Source organism: Pseudomonas sp. PvP009 (assembly GCF_017832995.1).
Lineage (GTDB): Bacteria > Pseudomonadota > Gammaproteobacteria > Pseudomonadales > Pseudomonadaceae > Aquipseudomonas > Aquipseudomonas syringae.
Map to the genome: position 1 here is coordinate 4,908,131 of NZ_JAFIBG010000001.1, position 16,419 is coordinate 4,924,549.

Annotated in this window: 17 protein-coding genes; 8 read left to right on the top strand and 9 right to left on the bottom strand. The window is 60.6% G+C overall.

Annotation, left to right across the window (positions count from 1 at the left end):
* Positions 1 to 169: 169 nt before the first annotated feature.
* Together rpmA and rplU are read right to left on the bottom strand one after the other, a co-directional pair.
* Entirely contained in the window at positions 170 to 445 is a 276-nt protein-coding gene (gene rpmA / locus JOE29_RS21120) for a 50S ribosomal protein L27 (RefSeq protein ID WP_002551972.1), read from the bottom strand.
* A gap of 32 nt (positions 446 to 477) precedes the next feature.
* Complete coding sequence (rplU, locus tag JOE29_RS21125; RefSeq protein WP_002551971.1) at positions 478 to 789, bottom strand: 50S ribosomal protein L21; 312 nt, start codon at positions 787 to 789, stop codon at positions 478 to 480.
* Positions 790 to 1,028: 239 nt separating this feature from the next.
* On the opposite strand from rplU, the gene JOE29_RS21130 reads away from it, so the two are divergent.
* The gene (locus JOE29_RS21130; RefSeq protein ID WP_003344609.1) at positions 1,029 to 1,997 is read left to right on the top strand and encodes a polyprenyl synthetase family protein; all 969 of its coding nucleotides are present in this window, start codon (positions 1,029 to 1,031) and stop codon (positions 1,995 to 1,997) included.
* A 145-nt stretch (positions 1,998 to 2,142) separates the two neighbouring features.
* On the opposite strand, the gene JOE29_RS21135 is transcribed toward JOE29_RS21130, so the two are convergent.
* From JOE29_RS21135 to selD, 3 genes are read right to left on the bottom strand one after another with little or no spacing between them, the layout of a single operon-like run.
* Complete coding sequence (locus tag JOE29_RS21135; RefSeq protein ID WP_003318796.1) at positions 2,143 to 2,907, bottom strand: sulfite exporter TauE/SafE family protein; 765 nt, start codon at positions 2,905 to 2,907, stop codon at positions 2,143 to 2,145.
* Positions 2,908 to 2,940: 33 nt separating this feature from the next.
* On the bottom strand, positions 2,941 to 4,041 hold the full coding sequence (gene mnmH / locus JOE29_RS21140) for a tRNA 2-selenouridine(34) synthase MnmH (protein ID WP_137983568.1): 1,101 nt from the start codon (positions 4,039 to 4,041) through the stop codon (positions 2,941 to 2,943).
* On the bottom strand, positions 4,041 to 5,075 hold the full coding sequence (gene selD, locus JOE29_RS21145) for a selenide, water dikinase SelD (RefSeq protein WP_210079834.1): 1,035 nt from the start codon (positions 5,073 to 5,075) through the stop codon (positions 4,041 to 4,043). The genes mnmH and selD overlap by 1 nt, the downstream gene beginning before the upstream one ends.
* A gap of 235 nt (positions 5,076 to 5,310) precedes the next feature.
* On the opposite strand from selD, the gene JOE29_RS21150 reads away from it, so the two are divergent.
* Genes JOE29_RS21150 through phnE form a run of 4 tightly spaced genes read left to right on the top strand, consistent with a single transcriptional unit; the run spans position 5,311 to position 8,541 of the window.
* A complete protein-coding gene (locus JOE29_RS21150) occupies positions 5,311 to 6,162 on the top strand; it encodes a putative selenate ABC transporter substrate-binding protein (protein WP_044313492.1) in 852 nt (283 codons plus the stop codon).
* Positions 6,159 to 6,956, top strand: a complete 798-nt coding sequence (locus JOE29_RS21155) for an ATP-binding cassette domain-containing protein (protein ID WP_058445496.1) — start codon at positions 6,159 to 6,161, stop codon at positions 6,954 to 6,956. Before JOE29_RS21150 ends, JOE29_RS21155 begins: the two co-directional genes overlap by 4 nt.
* Positions 6,950 to 7,777, top strand: a complete 828-nt coding sequence (locus JOE29_RS21160; protein WP_103365264.1) for an ABC transporter permease — start codon at positions 6,950 to 6,952, stop codon at positions 7,775 to 7,777. The genes JOE29_RS21155 and JOE29_RS21160 overlap by 7 nt, the downstream gene beginning before the upstream one ends.
* The gene (phnE, locus tag JOE29_RS21165) at positions 7,774 to 8,541 is read left to right on the top strand and encodes a phosphonate ABC transporter, permease protein PhnE (RefSeq protein ID WP_074955971.1); all 768 of its coding nucleotides are present in this window, start codon (positions 7,774 to 7,776) and stop codon (positions 8,539 to 8,541) included. Before JOE29_RS21160 ends, phnE begins: the two co-directional genes overlap by 4 nt.
* Before the next feature lie 67 nt (positions 8,542 to 8,608).
* On the opposite strand, the gene ggt is transcribed toward phnE, so the two are convergent.
* From ggt to JOE29_RS21180, 3 genes are all read right to left on the bottom strand, one after another.
* Positions 8,609 to 10,336, bottom strand: coding sequence for a gamma-glutamyltransferase (ggt, locus tag JOE29_RS21170; RefSeq protein ID WP_210079835.1), 1,728 nt, complete (start codon positions 10,334 to 10,336; stop codon positions 8,609 to 8,611).
* 205 nt (positions 10,337 to 10,541) lie between these two features.
* On the bottom strand, positions 10,542 to 11,429 hold the full coding sequence (mmsB, locus tag JOE29_RS21175; RefSeq protein ID WP_210079836.1) for a 3-hydroxyisobutyrate dehydrogenase: 888 nt from the start codon (positions 11,427 to 11,429) through the stop codon (positions 10,542 to 10,544).
* Between the two features lie 33 nt (positions 11,430 to 11,462).
* Positions 11,463 to 12,989, bottom strand: coding sequence for a CoA-acylating methylmalonate-semialdehyde dehydrogenase (locus tag JOE29_RS21180; RefSeq protein WP_210079837.1), 1,527 nt, complete (start codon positions 12,987 to 12,989; stop codon positions 11,463 to 11,465).
* A 158-nt stretch (positions 12,990 to 13,147) separates the two neighbouring features.
* On the opposite strand from JOE29_RS21180, the gene JOE29_RS21185 reads away from it, so the two are divergent.
* The 3 genes from JOE29_RS21185 to JOE29_RS21195 all read left to right on the top strand — a co-directional run bounded on the left by JOE29_RS21185 (position 13,148) and on the right by JOE29_RS21195 (position 15,877).
* The gene (locus JOE29_RS21185) at positions 13,148 to 14,095 is read left to right on the top strand and encodes a LysR family transcriptional regulator (RefSeq protein WP_024664679.1); all 948 of its coding nucleotides are present in this window, start codon (positions 13,148 to 13,150) and stop codon (positions 14,093 to 14,095) included.
* 239 nt (positions 14,096 to 14,334) lie between these two features.
* Entirely contained in the window at positions 14,335 to 15,474 is a 1,140-nt protein-coding gene (locus tag JOE29_RS21190) for a polymorphic toxin type 44 domain-containing protein (protein WP_032660996.1), read from the top strand.
* Entirely contained in the window at positions 15,461 to 15,877 is a 417-nt protein-coding gene (locus JOE29_RS21195) for a hypothetical protein (protein WP_044313485.1), read from the top strand. Before JOE29_RS21190 ends, JOE29_RS21195 begins: the two co-directional genes overlap by 14 nt.
* 96 nt (positions 15,878 to 15,973) lie before the next feature.
* Here JOE29_RS21195 and JOE29_RS21200 read toward each other — a convergent pair whose 3' ends face one another.
* Complete coding sequence (locus JOE29_RS21200; RefSeq protein ID WP_003392875.1) at positions 15,974 to 16,378, bottom strand: NUDIX domain-containing protein; 405 nt, start codon at positions 16,376 to 16,378, stop codon at positions 15,974 to 15,976.
* Between the last annotated feature and the right edge of the window lie 41 nt (positions 16,379 to 16,419).

A 16,419-nucleotide genomic window follows, 5' to 3' on the forward strand; every position in this document is an offset into this window, starting at 1 on the left:
TAAGACTCTTGCAAAAATGAGCGTTGCGATACCGATCAGAAACCAGCGACCCCATGGGTCAACATCACAACAGCCCGCACAAACAGTTTTGCAAGAGACTCACCTGCCTCTCTACCTCTACAAACAAAAAAGCCCCGTCGCAAGACAGGGCTCTTAAGCTACTGCGTGATTACGCTGCGGAGACTTCAGTCTTCGGAACGATGCTCACGTAGCGGCGACCGAAGGCGCCCTTGACCTGAAACTTGATCACGCCTTCCACTTTCGCGAACAGGGTGTGATCTTTACCCATGCCAACGCCGTAGCCAGCGTGGAATTGGGTGCCGCGCTGACGCACGATGATGTTGCCAGGGATGATAGCCTGGCCGCCATACATCTTCACGCCAAGGCGTTTGGCTTCTGAGTCGCGCCCGTTACGGGTACTACCACCAGCTTTTTTGTGAGCCATGAGTCAATTCTCCAGTTGAGGATTAGGCTGAATTAAGCCTGAATACCTGTAATTTTGATCTCGGTGTACCACTGGCGGTGGCCCATACGCTTCATGTGGTGCTTACGACGACGGAACTTGATGATACGAACCTTATCGTGACGACCTTGCGAAACCACTTCAGCCACAACGGTAGCGCCAGCAACAACGGGAGCACCGATATTGACGTCGTCGCCATTGCCAACCAGCAGAACGCGGTCAAACGTAACGGATTCGCCAGTAGCGATTTCCAGTTTTTCAATTTTCAGGTATTCACCTGGGGCGACTTTGTACTGCTTGCCACCGGTAACAATTACTGCGTACATGGTATTTCTCCGAAAATCCTGCTCACCCAGCTCTTTATAAGAAGAGTATCGGCTGGCATGGCTGCATGGGGCTGGAACGGCCCGTTTGCATTGCGTAAGGCAGGTGCTGCCCAGGAAAGTTAGGGTGCGCGATTGTACGCAAGGCATTCGCGTGTTGCAAGAGGCGGCTCGTCATACCTTGACACGCTCTACCCCGCGACCTAGCATGCGGCGCAACCTATCCGGAGCACCTGTCGCTGATGCAACCCCAAGCCTTCTACCGCGCGGTGGCGGACGACTTTAGTGCCGTTGACCTTATCATCAAAAAGCAACTGACGTCGCGCGTACCGCTGGTCTCGAAAATCGGTGATTACATCACGTCGGCAGGTGGCAAGCGCCTGCGCCCGTTGCTGGTGCTGCTGTGCGGCAAGGCACTGGGTCGCGAAGGCGATGATGTTCGCCTGCTCGCCGCCACTATCGAATTCCTGCACACCGCCACCCTGCTGCATGACGACGTTGTCGACATGTCCGGCATGCGTCGCGGTCGTTCCACCGCCAACGCGCTCTGGGGCAATGCGCCCAGCGTATTGGTGGGGGACTTCCTTTATTCGCGCTCGTTCGAAATGATGGTCGAACTGGGCTCGATGGAGGTCATGAAGATTCTGTCCAAGGCAACCCGCATCATCGCCGAAGGCGAAGTGCTGCAGCTCTCGAAGATTCGTGACGCCAGCACCACCGAAGAAACCTACATGGAAGTGATTCGCGGCAAGACAGCCATGCTGTTCGAAGCCTCGACCCACAGCGCCGCAGCCCTGTGCAACGCCCCCCAGGAACAGAGCGAAGCACTGCGCACGTTCGGCGACCATCTGGGTGTGGCCTTCCAGTTGGTGGATGACCTGCTGGACTACCGGGGCGATGCCGAGACGCTGGGCAAGAATGTCGGTGACGACCTCGCCGAAGGCAAGCCGACCCTGCCGCTGATCTACACCATGCGCGAAGGCAGCCCGGAACAGGCCGCACTGGTTCGTCAGGCGATCCAGAAAGGTGGTCTGGAAGATCTGGAAAGCATCCGCAACGCAGTAGAAAGCGCCGGCGCCCTCGATTACACCGCACAGCTCGCCCGCGACTACGCGGCCCGCGCCATTGCCTGCCTGGACGCGCTGCCGCCCAGCGAGTACCGCGACGCACTGGTCGAACTGAGCGAGTTTGCAGTCGCCCGTACGCACTGATATCCGTAGCAGTCAAAAGCCCGTCCAGCGACGGGCTCGGCAAATGGCAGTCAGCGCGTAACCCTTCATCTTGTCCTGCATGAAATCCGGAAAAACTGAATCCTCAGTGCAAGTCGCGCATGCCCGCGATACAGCGCATGACTCATCAGCCTTTTATCAGCAGATGCAGCCCCAGCAGGCCCATGCCGATAAAGAACACACGCTTGAACAGTACTGCGCTGATTCGCTGGCGCAGCCATTGCCCCAACAGCATGCCCAACAGGGCCGGAATCAGCGCCAGCGTGGATGCGCCCAGCTCTGCGCCGCCCAGTGCGCCGTTCCACGACAGACCCGCCGCCAGCGCCAGCGTCGAGACGGTGAAGGACAACCCCAGCGCCTGGACCAGTTGGTCGCGCTCAAGCCCGAGCGCCTGCAGATAAGGCACCACGGGAATCACGAACACCCCGGTGGCCGACGCGATCACCCCGGTGATCAAACCGCACAGCGGGCCCAGCCAGCGCTCGGCAGCGGCAGCAACCTTGAAGGTCGGCAGGAACAGCCCGCTCAGTGCGTAGAGAAACAAAGCGCCACCCAACGCGCGGGTCATTGAATGACCGCCACTCATGCCCAGCCAGAACGCCCCGACCAGCGTGCCGATGAAAATCATGCTCAGCATCGGCCACAGCCGCTTCAGCAAAGGCCGCAGATTGCCACCCGCCGCCAGTTGCCAGACATTGGTGAACGTCGACGGGATGATCAGCAACGCCGCAGCCTGCGCCGGCAGCATGGCCAGCCCCAGCAACCCCATTGCCACCGTGGGCAAGCCCAGGCCGATCACACCCTTGACCGTTCCGGCCAGCAGAAAGGTGCCGATCACCAGCGCCGAAAGGCCCCAGCCCAGCGTTTGATAGAAGTCGAGAATCGAGTGCATGGCGTCCCTTGCCAGATGGATAGAGGTCGAGGCTTAACCTTTTACTGAGCGCTCGCGCAGGTAGGCCAGCACTTGCGCTTGATCACCTGCGAATTCGATACGCGCCGCCTTGTGTTCACGCTGGTAAGCGTACATGGGGTCGTAATATTCGCCGAGCAGCCCTTCGATCCAGCCTCGGTGCAGATCAACCGCACCGTTGCGCTGCTGTTCTTCCAGCGCCGCCTGCATAAGGCCCGACAGGCGCTGGTGACGCTCGCCGCCGAGGCGTTTGTGAATGTTGTTCAGGCTTTGCAACAGACGCTCGGCGAACAGCCCGAAGCCCTGCTCTTCGCCCTTGACGGTGATGAACTCTGCGCAGAGGTTGATCACGTAGTCCTCGAGAATGCGCTCGACGCGGTTCTCGAAGCTGTCTTCCAGCCAGACCATCGCGCAGCCCTGCATCGCCTGGTGCAGCTCCAGCGGCACGTTGCAACTGCCGACCAGACGGCTTTCATCTTCCACAACGAACTGTTCGATACCGGCTGCGCGCTTCTTGAGCAGGTCGATGGCCAAGCGGTTCTCGAAGTCGATCTGCGCCGGCTGCCCAGTGGCACGCTTGCCGAAGCTGGAGCCGCGATGATTGGCGATGCCTTCCAGGTCCACGCTGTTAGGCAGCTGCGTCAATACTTCGGTCTTGCCCGTGCCGGTCATTCCGCCGAGCACGACGATACTGCATTCGCTCACCGCCTCATGCAGGGTATCCAGCAGAAACGTGCGCATCGCCTTGTAGCCGCCAAGAACCCGCGGGTAGTCGACCCCGGCATCCTTCAGCCAGCGCTGTACCGTCTGCGAGCGCAGCCCGCCGCGAAAGCAGTACAGGTAGCCATCCGGATTGGCTTTGGCGAACTCGATCCACGCATTGACGCGTTCATCCTTGACCTGACCACAGACCAATTGATGCCCTAGCTGGATAGCGGCGTCCTGGCCGTGTTGCTTGTAGCAGGTGCCGACCCTTTGCCGCTCGATGTCATTCATCAGCGGCAGGTTGATCACGCCAGGAAAAGCCCCTTTGGAAAACTCCACCGGAGCGCGAGCGTCCATCATCGGCACGTCGTTGAGAAACAGTGCGCGGTAGTCGCTGCTGTTGTCGGCCATCAGAACACCTCGACGGCGTGGGTCTGTCGCTCGTGCAGAGTGCCGATAGGGTTGAGCAGCAGTCCCATTTCGGCAGCCACGATCAGAAACTCGGCTTCACCTTCAGGGCTGACCGCGACCAACAGACCGCCGCTGGTCTGTGGATCACACAACAGGTCACGCTGGGCATCGCTCAGTGCGCCGATCCTGTCGCCGTAACTTTCAAAGTTGCGCAATGTGCCGCCCGGCACACAGCCCTCGGCAATGTAATGCTCGACGCCGGGCAGACGCGGTACAGCAGCGTAGTCCAGACGCGCGGTCAGACCTGCGCCGTCCGCCATCTCAACCAGATGCCCGAGCAGACCGAAGCCGGTGACATCGGTCATTGCCTGCACCCCGTCGAGCTTGCCGAAACGGCTGCCCGGCTTGTTCAGGGTACACATCCAGTCACGCGCCAGACCGATGTCTTCATCGCGCAACTTGGATTTTTTCTCGGCCGTGGTGAGGATGCCTATGCCCAGGGGCTTGGTCAGGTACAGGGTGCTCCCCGCCAGGGCAGTGTCGTTGCGCTTCATGTGCTTTTTCTGCACCACGCCGGTCACCGCCAGACCAAAGATCGGCTCCGGCGCATCGATGGAGTGCCCTCCCGCCAGCGGAATACCGGCAGCGTCGCAGACGGCACGACCACCGCGAATGACTTCACGCGCCACTTCGGGTGGCAGGATGTTGACCGGCCAGCCGAGAATGGCGATGGCCATCAGCGGGTCGCCGCCCATCGCATAGATGTCGCTGATGGCATTGGTAGCGGCGATACGGCCGAAGTCGAACGGGTCATCGACGATGGGCATGAAGAAGTCCGTGGTCGAGACCACGCCGCGTTCGTCATCCAGCGCATAGACTGCCGCGTCATCACGCGAGGCATTGCCAACCCAGAGCTTGGGGTCAAGGTTCTGAGCGCCACTGCCAGCGAGGATCACGTCCAGCACCTTGGGGGAAATCTTGCAGCCACACCCTGCTCCGTGACTGTACTGGGTCAGGCGGATTGGCTCATTCATCGCGACACTCTCGGTTACCGGGAAACAGGCTGTGGAGTCTAGGGGCTGTTCCCTTATCAGCGCAAACCGCGTCGTGCGCCGGCCGTGCATTCGGGCGGTGAATCTGCCGAACTGGCCTTTCTCGCCATGCCTCTTATAATCCCCGCGCATCACCACCGAATCCTGTGAAGCGCCGCCTGCTCGTGCACGCGGGCTTCACGTTATCCTTTTTCCGCTATTGAACCGGAGAACCTCCATGCTCAAGCGTACCCTGGCGCTCGCCGCCGGCCTTGCCCTGTCCTTCTCCGCCCTGACCAGCCACGCTGCCGACACCCTGCGCGTCTCGGCCATTCCCGACGAAGCGCCTACCGAACTGCTGCGCAAGTTCAAGCCGCTGGGGGCTTATCTGGAGCAACGGCTGGGCATGAAAGTCGAGTTCGTTCCGGTCGCGGATTACCCGGCAGTGGTCGAAGCGCTGGCCACTGACCGGCTCGACATGGCATGGCTGGGCGGCTTTACCTTCGTGCAGGTCAACCTCAAAACCGGTAATGCGGTGCCACTGGTACAGCGTGAGCAGGACGCCAAGTTCACCAGCAAATTCATCACCTCCGATCCGAACGTGACAACCCTGGCGGACCTCAAGGGCAAGACGTTTGCCTTCGGCTCGGTGTCGTCGACATCCGGCAGCCTGATGCCGCGCTATTTCATGCTCAAGGAAAACATCAAGCCGGAAACGTTCTTCAGCCGCGTCGCCTATTCCGGCGCGCATGACGCAACCGCCGCGTGGGTTCAGGCGGGCAAGGTCGATGCAGGCGTGCTCAACGCCAGCGTGTGGGACAAGCTGGTCGCCAGCGGCAAGGTCGACACCAACAAGGTTCACGTCTTCCAGACCACACCGGCTTATTTCGACTACAACTGGACGGTGCGCGGCAGCCTCGACCCGGCACTGGCAGCGAAGATCAAACAGGCCTTCCTCGACCTCGACCCGGCCAACCCGGAGCAGAAGGCGATCCTCGATCTCCAGGCCGCCAGCCGCTTCATCGAGACCAAGCCCGAGAACTACAAAGGCATCGAAGAAGCCGCACGCGCTGCCGACCTGCTGAAATGACCCTGCGTCTGTCCGCCATCGAGCTGCGCCACAGCGACGGCACACTGGCGTTGCGCGGCCTGGACCTGAGCATCGCTCGTGGCGAACGGGTCGCGATCATCGGGCCGTCCGGTGCGGGCAAGACCACGCTGCTCAACCTGCTGGCCAGCGCTCTGCCGCCCAGTGCCGGACAACTGCAGGTACTGGGGACTGATCCCTGGCAGCTCTCCAGCACACGACGCCAGCGCCTGCGCAGCCGCATTGCGCTGATTCATCAGGCACCGCCGTTGCCGCCGCGCCAGCGGGTGGTGACTGCGGTGTCGGCGGGCAGGCTTGGTCAGTGGGGGCTGGGCAAAAGCCTGCTGAACCTGCTGCATCCCCTCGACATCAGCGGCGCCCGCGAGGTACTGGCGCGTCTGGACCTGGCGGACAAACTTTTCGAACGTTGCCAGCAGTTGTCCGGTGGACAGCTGCAACGTGTCGGCATTGCCCGCGCCTTGTATCAGCAACCCGAACTGCTGCTGGCCGACGAGCCGGTTTCGGCGATGGACCCGCGCCTCGCCGATCACACCCTGGCGCTGCTGTGTCAGCACGCCATCGAGCACAACGTGACGCTGGTCGCCAGCCTGCATGCGGTGGAACTGGCGCTGGCGCATTTTCCGCGCGTCATCGGGGTGCGCGACGGGCGAATTCACTTCGACCTCGCCGCCAGCGAGGTCGGCCGGGAGCATCTCGACACGCTGTATGCCAACGAACAACTCAGCCCTCAGGCGGTTTCGGATGCAGCTGAAACACGCTGGACGCCACGATGCTGAGTCGGGATCAGCGCGACCCGGCGGCAACGCCGCGCCTGTTACTGGCATTGCTGGCGGTCGCCCTGCTCTGGCCGGGCATTCGTCTGGCCGAACTGAATCCGTGGGTACTGCTGCAAGCCGATAATGCGCGGACGATGGGCAGCTTTCTCGCCGGGTTCTGGCCGGTGGCGCACTCTGCGGAATTCCTCGGGCTGCTGCTGGATGCGACGCTGCAAACCCTGGCGATCGCCACAGCCGGCATTGCCCTTGCCTTGCTGCTGGCCGTACCGGCAAGCCTGCTCGCCAGCCAGGCATTGTCGCTGTCGGCCGCCTCCCGTGGCGGCCGCCCAGGCTGGCTCGGCCAGTGCCTGCGCTGGCCGGCACGCGGGGTACTGATCTTTCTGCGCAGCGTGCCGGAAATCGTCTGGGCGCTGCTGTTCGTGCGCGCGGTCGGCCTGGGCCCGACGGCGGGCGTACTGGCCATCGCCATCACCTATGCAGGCATGCTTGGCAAGGTGTACGCGGAGATTTTCGAATCGGTGGACCAACGCCCGGCCCACGCGCTGCTCCAGGCAGGCAGCGGTCGCCTGACCGCACTGGCTTACGGCATCCTGCCCAACGCGGCAGCCGAACTGACCTCCTACACCGTGTACCGCTGGGAGTGCGCCGTGCGCGCTTCAGTGGTCATGGGTTTCGTCGGCGCAGGCGGACTGGGTCAGCAGATCGACCTGTCGATGCGCATGTTCGCCGGTGACGAAGTGGCGAGCATGCTGCTGACCTTCCTGCTGCTGGTGCTGCTCGCCGACCAGCTCAGCCGTTTGCTGCGCAGGCAGTTCACATGAAGCGCGCAGGTAATCTGCTGCTGGTGCTGGCGCTGATCGCAGCAGTGATCGCGTCGTTTGTGTACCTCGGCCTCGACCTGCTCACCTTGGGCAGTCACGAAAACCTGACACAGATGGGCCGTTACGCGTTGCGCTTCATGAGCCCGGACCTGAGCGGCCCTCATCTGCAGGCAATCGGCCAGGGCGCCCTGGAAACCCTGGCCATGTCGGCACTCGGCACCTTGCTGGCCGCCATTGCAGGTTTGCTCTTGGCACTGCCCGCTGCCGGACGCTTCGGCTGGTTCCTGCGCAGCCTGAGTCGCCTGCTGCTCAATGCGCTGCGCGCCATTCCGGAACTGGTGTGGGCCGTGTTGATGGTGCTGGCTGCCGGGCTCGGCCCCAATGCCGGCACGCTGGCACTGGCGCTGCACACCACGGGCGTTCTGGGCCGTCTGTTTGCCGAGGCGCTGGAAAATACCGCGCCGCAACCCGCTGCAGCGATTCGTCTGCAGGGCGGCAGCGCCTGGCAGGCGTTCAGCTACGGCACCCTGCCCAACCTCTGGCCACAACTGCTGGCGTATACGCTGTATCGCTGGGAGAACAACATTCGCATGGCCAGCGTGCTGGGCTTTGTCGGCGCGGGCGGTCTGGGGCAAATGCTGTATGTCAGCCTCAGCCTGTTTCAGGAAGCGCAGGCCAGTACCGTGATTCTGGCGATGCTGATACTGGTATTCGCCGTCGACGCATTGAGCGGCTGGAGCAGGCAGCGCTGGGTGCGTAACTGAGCAGACCTCAGAACGCAAAACGCCACGACCCTGAAGCTCAGGGCCGTGGCGTGATTAACAGCGTGACTCAGTAGCCGAGCGACAAGCCAGTGTTGCGACGCGGGTCGTTGGCGCCGTAGAAGCGGTTGTTACCGACCGGTTTGCCACCCAGCGAGGGCGCGCCCACCAGAATCGCCGCCACATGATTGAGCGGCTGCGGACCTGCGAACTTCTGACCCCAACTCTCGAGAATCTTCAGCGTGTCAGGGCTGACCGCGAAGGTATCGATGTTGGTTTCTTCAGGCTGCCATTGCTGGTGGAAACGCGGCGCGTCGACCGCTTCCTGAATGTTCATGCCGTAGTCGATGACGTTGAGCATGGTCAGCAGCGTGGCGGTAATGATGCGGCTGCCGCCCGGCGTGCCGACGACCATCACAGCCTTGCCGTCCTTGGTGACAATGGTCGGGCTCATCGACGACAGCGGCGTCTTGCCCGGCGCGATGGCGTTGGCTTCGCCCTGCACCAGTCCGTACATGTTGGGCACGCCGACCTTGACGGTGAAGTCATCCATTTCGTCGTTGAGGATCACGCCGGTCTTGCTGGCCATGACGCCCGCGCCGAACCAGTTGTTCAAGGTGTAGGTCACCGAAACCGCATTGCCCCATTTATCGACAATCGAATAGTGAGTGGTGTTGCTGCCTTCATGGGGCGCGACGCCGGGTTTGATCTTGCTCGAGTCACCGGCCTTTTGCGGATCGATGGCTGCGCGCAGCTTGGCGGCATACTTGACGTCCAGCAGGTGCTCGACCGGATTCTTGACGAAGTCCGGGTCGCCCAGGTAGCTGTTGCGGTCTGCGTAGGCGTGACGCATGGCCTCGATCTGATAATGCATGCCCTGCGCCGAGCGGAAGCCCAGCTCTTTCATCGGGTAGCCTTCGAGGATGTTCAGAATCTGGCAGATGACCACACCGCCAGAGCTCGGAGGCGGTGCCGAGACCACGTGGTAGCCACGGTAATCACATTCGATCGGCGCCAGCTCGCGGGTCTTGTAATGGTCCAGGTCCGCCTGGGTGATGATGCCCTTGCCAGCCTGACTGGAGTCGACCAGCGCCTTGGCAACCCAGCCCTTGTAGAAACCGTCGCGGCCCTTCTCGGACACTTCCTTGAGGGTCTTGGCCAGGTCTTTCTGCACCAGCTTCTGACCGACCTGCATCGGCTCGCCCTTGTTGAGGAAGATCGAGCCGGAATCGGCCATGTCCGCCTTGAACACATCCGTGGCGCTCGACAGCATGTCGACATCGCCCTGCCCCAGCACAAAACCTTCCTCGGCAAGCTTGATCGCCGGGGCGATGACCTCTTCACGCTTGCGGGTGCCGTACTTGCTCAGGGCCATTTCCATACCGGACACAGTGCCCGGCACGCCGACGGCCAGATGGCCCTTGGCACTCAGGTCAGGGATGACCTTGCCGTCCTTGTCCAGGTACATGTTGGCAGTCGCGGCCAGCGGCGCCTTTTCACGGAAGTCGAGGAAGGTCTTGCGCCCGTCGGCCAGTTGAATGGTCATGAACCCACCACCGCCGAGGTTGCCCGCAGCGGGATAGACCACCGCCAGTGCGTAGCCAACCGCTACGGCCGCATCGACCGCATTGCCGCCAGCCTTGAGTACATCGACACCCACGTGAGTAGCCAGGTGCTGAGCCGTCACGACCATGCCGTTTTCGGCAGCGACCGGGGCTTGTGACGCGGCGAATGTGGGGGAATACGCGACAATCAGTGCCGTCGCGATCAACGATCTGGCGAGGGGTTCGAACTTCATGGTCGATCTCTTCTTTTTCTGGGTCAGGGACGTTTGATGAGTGAAGCGCCAGCCTCTAGGCGAGGATGCGGCACTTCTCATCGAAGCGTACCGAGCATCCCTGCGCTGATCTGACGGGGTCCAAAGTAGCCGGTTCTGCCGCGTTTTCCTAATGTAAAAACCGGATACACAGCAACGCCCCACTGATTCCCGACACGGGTGACGCCTAGGCTTTCGGGCGATACCCCTCGATGATCGCCGAGAAATCCTTGCCGCCATCGCCACGCAGGCTCATGGCCTGGTAAAGCTGTTGCGCCACTGCGCCGAGGATGACCGGTTGATGCGCAGCGCGCGCGGCCTCGGTTGCCAGCCCCAGGTCCTTGAGCATCAGCTCAGCGCCAAAGCCGCCGCTGTAACCGCGTGACGCGGGAGCGGTTTCGACGATGCCGGGCCACGGGTTGTAGGCCTCCGAACTCCAGCAACGACCGGTCGAAGTATTGATAATGCCGGCCAGCACTTCGGTGTCGATACCCAGTGCATTGCCCAGCGCCATGGACTCGGCCACGCCGATCATGGAAATCGCCAGCAGCATGTTATTGCAGATCTTGGCGATCTGGCCGGTGCCCACGTCACCACAATGCACGATGTTGCGGCCCATCTGTTCCAGCACCGGTTTGAGCACAGCGAAATGCCCGGCAGAACCTCCGACCATGAAGGTCAGGGTTCCGGCCTGCGCACCACCGGTGCCGCCCGACACCGGCGCATCGCCCAACACCACGCCTTGCTGCGCAGCGACAGCGGCGATGTCGCGGATGGTCTGCGGGTCGATGGTGCTGCAATCAACTGCCGAGACACCGGACGCGATGCCTTTCAGCACGCCGTCGTCGTTCAGGTACACGCTGCGCACATGCGCCGCTGCGGGCAGCATGGTGATGACCAGTTCAGTGCCCTGGGCCGCCTGTGCGGGCGAGTCGCTGACCTGTGCGCCCAGCTCGGCGAATTCAGCCAGTACGCTCTTGTTCAGGTCGAACACCTGCAAGGCGTGACCGGCTTTGATCAGATTGCGGGCCATGGGCGCGCCCATATTGCCCAGACCGATAAATGCGATGTTCATGGTTGTTCTCCCGGGCGAATTGACCGCCAGCGCTCAGCGCAGATTGATAGTGGTGTTCACGCCATCGTTGACGCTGTCGTCATCGAACCAGCGGCTGGTGACGGTCTTGGTCTGAGTGTAGAACTGCACCACCTGTTTGCCGTAAGGGCCCAGATCGCCCAGCTTGGAACCCCGCGAGCCAGTGAAACTGAAAAACGGCACCGGCACGGGAATCGGAATATTGATCCCGACCTGCCCGACATCAATCTCGCTTTGAAACTTGCGTGCCACCGCACCGCTCTGGGTGAACAGCCCGGTGCCGTTGCCGAACGGGTTGGCGTTGACCAGCGCGATAGCCTCATCGAGGGTATCGACCTCCAGCACCACCAGCACCGGCCCGAAAATCTCCTGGGTGTAAATCTGCATGTCGGTGGTGACGCCCGAGAACAAGGTCGGCCCTACGAAGTTGCCGCCCTCGTACCCCGGCACTGAAACATCACGACCATCCAGTTCCAGCGTCGCACCTTCACGCACGCCGCTCTCGATCAGATCCAGAATGCGTTGTTTGGCCCGTCGTGAAATCACCGGCCCGATGTCGGTGCCCGGCTCCTGGCCGGCATTGACCTTGAGTTTCTGCGCCCGCGCCGTGAGGTCGGGCAGCCACTGTCTAGACGCGCCGACCAGCACCACCACAGAAGTCGCCATGCACCGCTGACCCGCAGCACCGAAACCTGCGCCTACCAGCGCGTTCAGGGTTTGCTCGCGATTGGCGTCGGGTAGCACCACGGCATGATTCTTCGCCCCCATCATTGCCTGCACCCGCTTGCCATGCCGACCGGCCAGATCGTAGACATGCGTGCCGACCGCCGTTGAACCGACGAAGGAAACAGCCTTGATGTCCTTGTGCGTGCAGATCGCGTCCACCACCTCCTTGCCACCATGCACCACGTTGAGCACACCGGGCGGCACCCCCGCCTCGATCGCCAGCTCGACCAGCAACAGGGTCGACAGCGGATCCTGCTCAGAAGGCTTGAGCACGAATGTATTGCCGCAGGCGATCGCCATCGGAAACATCCACAGCGGAATCATCGCCGGGAAGTTGAACGGCGTGATCCCGGCGCACACGCCGATCGGCTGGCGCAGGGTATAGGTGTCAACGCCACTGGCGACGTTCTCGGCAAACTCACCCATTTGCAGCGTGCCGATCGAACAGGCGTGCTCGACCACTTCCAGCCCCCGAAAGATATCGCCCTCGGCATCGGCCAGCGTCTTGCCCTGCTCGGCACTGAGTACCGCCGCGATACGCTTGGAGTGCTCGCGAATCAGCGCCTGCAGCTTGAGCATGATGCGCATACGCACACCGATGGGGATTTCACGCCAGGTTCGATAGGCCGCGTGAGCGGCTGCGACGGCGGCGTCCACTTCACTGGCCGTGGCGAATGGCACCTGGGCGAGGATTTCCTGAGTGGCCGGGTTGACGATGTCTTGCCATTCGCTGCTTTGCGAGTCAGTCCACTCGCCGTTGATCAGCAGTTTCACGCGAGCAATCGAGGTCGTCGTGTGGTTCAGTGAGGCATTCATTTCAGCGATTCTCCCTTCAGCAAACCACGCATCCACAGCCTGTGCAGAAGGATGATCGTGGCCTCCCGGCAGTCTTGTTTTTGAATTGGTCAGGGGGCGTGCTTTGGAGTATAGATGTGCAAACTTCTAACAAGAACGCAGATAAAAGCAGGGTCAACATGCAAAAAAACATCACCTCCCTAGGGTTGTTGAACTGGGATGACCTGAAGTTTTTCCTTGAGGTGGCACGCACCCGAAAAGTCAGCAGCGCGGCCCGCCGCCTGGGCGTCGACTACACCACCGTGTCGCGGCGCATCAACTCGCTGGAAACCTCGCTGGGCACGCTGCTGTTCGAGAAATCGCGCAACAATGGCTTCATCATGACCGCCGAAGGTCAGCGCCTGCTGGGTTATGCCGAGTCCATCGAAAGCACACTGCACATGGCCTGCGAACAGGTTTCCGGGTCCAGCGTCGCGTTGTCCGGGCATGTGCGCATGGGCTGCACCGAAGGCTTCGGCAGCTTCTTCATCACCCCGCAACTGAGCCACTTTCTCGACAGCTACCCGAGCATTTCGCTGGACATCCTGCCGCTGCCGCACTTCATCAGCCTGTCGAAACGCGAGGCGGATATCGTCATCGCCCTGGAGCGGCCCGAACACGGCCCCTACGTGTGTTGCAAGCTCTGCGATTACAGCCTGGGTCTGTACGCGACCCAGGCGTACCTCGACAACCACTCGCCCATCAAACACAAGGCGGACCTGAGCGAGCACGTCTTCATCAGCTATGTCGACGACCTGGCGTTCAGCTCCGAGCTGCTATACATGAGCAACCTGCTGCCCAACGCCCAGGCACAACTGCGCAGCACCAGCGTCATCGCCCAATACACCGCCGCCCTGCAGGGCCGCGCACTGGCCATCCTGCCATGCTTCCTCGCTGCCCAAGACCCACGACTGCTGCCGGTGCTGAGGGAGGAAGTGAACATCACTCGTCAATTCTGGATGTACTGCCGGGAGGACCTGCGCAAGTTGAAGCGGATCACGTTGCTGTGGGATTACATTCGGGAGGTGACGGAGTTGAATAAGGGGTTTTTGTTGGGGGAAAACCGCGCTATTCGCTTCCTTCAATGACAGATTTTCAAGGGATCAGGTGGCCGTATCGTAGCGGGGCAGACCGGAGTTGGCCGACGGTTTGTGACACGGATGCTGGTTCGCAACCATTGAGGTAACCCCGACTCTTCGATCAGGTTCTCAAGGTCCTTCGCAAAACTAAGATTTCCCCTACATACCGCTTTTTGCGCTTCCGGTAGCCTCCCACGCGTCAACTAAACGCTGGTTGTCTACGGATCAAAACGCAGGGACGGGATGCAATGATTTCTTCAGCCCGATTGGGCGACAAGCACGCCTGCCCATTACCGGGGCACGGTACAACGCCTATCGCTTCTGCATCCGGTGACGTCAACATCAACGGCATGGGCGCGGCACGTGTGGGGGATACCTGTGGGTGTGGCGCGGTCATCACTACAGGCTTTCCTTCAATTCTGGTGAATGGCCGTCCTATGGCCCACCTAGGAAGCCCCACCAGTCACGGCGGGACAATCATCACGGGCTCAGGCAATGTTGGTGGCGGCTTCGTCATGGGCGACGCTGGTGGCGCGACCCTTATTAACTTCATGGCGCTGGGGGCCTTCCGGCCAGACGGTTCCGTGGATAATGAGAAGATGGCGACCTTGCTGGCTGACCCGAAGCTCACGGAGAAAGCCTTGGCGGCGAATGCTTTGGTAGGCCCTGAGGCAGCCGGCAAGAAGTCAGATGCGCAGCCTGAGTCAAAAGCGGAACCTGTTGTTTGCAAACACCCTGACAGGATGGAAGAGCTAGCGACTTATATTGCTGGAGAGATGAACGCCAACATCAACAGCCCAGAAGTGCTACAGATACAAGAACTGAACAGCTTTGATCCTGATGAGGAAACACGTAAATACGCTGCACTGCCATTTTACCTGCGACTCGGCCAAGGGCCGGATTTTTACACTATGGCACTGGTGAAAAAGACCAAAGCGTTTGCCATTTGGACTGAGCGTGTCGGCCAAGACAGGCCATGGGACCACAAGCCAATATTGGCGAAACTCTTCGGTGGGATATGGCAAAAGCAAGGAGAGTACGAATATTTCTATGATATCTGGTCAAACGTTCATTACGGTTACGTTGGCGTGGCAGGTAGGTTTTCTGAAAGTGTGTTACTGGACGGTGCGGGTATTGAGCAGATTGGGTCAGACACTTGGCGTCTCATAAAAGACCCTAAGAGATTTGATGGCCCGCGAAGGACTGAGGGCGTTGAGGGTATGCGTGCATGGGATGACACCCCCGATAGGGTTTCGATCATGATAGGGATGAATCTGTACAAGGAGTATCCAAACGGCGGCCTTACCGGAAAGATCGTTATGGACAAAGTGTTGGCCGTACCTATAAGCCACTGGGCGACAGGGGTCCAACCGCATGTCTGCAAGTGAGAAAAATTTCTACCTAGCGCGATGGATTATAGGCTTTGCTTGCCTCCTGATCGCTGGATGGTATTTAGCACTGCCAAGGGTCGTCATTTATTACTCAGCCGATGGCTCAAAAGGATTTCATTACGTACTCAATACGCAGCATTCAATCTTACGACGGGACTTGCTGCCCGGCGAGACAACCGGTGACACCGGTCATATTTTGCCCGACGAGGATTTCTTTATGATGTTCGATTGGTGGGCTGATAAGGCCCCGCCACGGTGCATCGACATCACGCCTAAATGGGGAAGTACGATAGACATCTATCTTGATGATATCGGCAGGATCGACACGGCGAAAACGGCGCCTGAGGTCATTGCTCGTCTGAAACAGTGTCCGGGGCGACCAGACCCCTTCGAGCCCTGAGGCGTGCGACCCGCGCCACGTCAAACTCGGCACAGCCAATGAGTAAACACAGAAGACACTCCCGGCACCTAAAGAAGAGCTGCCCCATACCCAGACTCAAGTAACGGTCTCCCTGAGAAAGCTCAAGGCATCCTTGAAAATATGATGCCATCTGTCAGACGGCTCACTCATCAGCGGATGCCAGAAGAATCTGAAATCATGTCCTCCATCATCCTCTGCAAAATGCACCCAGTTATCGGGAAGGTCTTGAGCCACCTCACATTCATGAAATGCCCAGATATGTCCCGTTATGGTGGAGTGCCACTCACCCAGGTTTCGCTTTGCTGTCGCTTGAATCCCGGCCTCCTCCATTAACTCCCGCACAGCAGCCGCGCCACTTGACTCGCCTGGTTCCACACTGCCCTTGACCAATTGCAGGCCAGCCAACGGATGCTCAAATGCCAGAATTTCCAGCACTCCCCGGTCACGCAGAACCACAGCACACGCTTTATCCGCCGCCATGCAGTTACACCCTGGCCTTTTCAGTTGCCTCTTGAACCCAA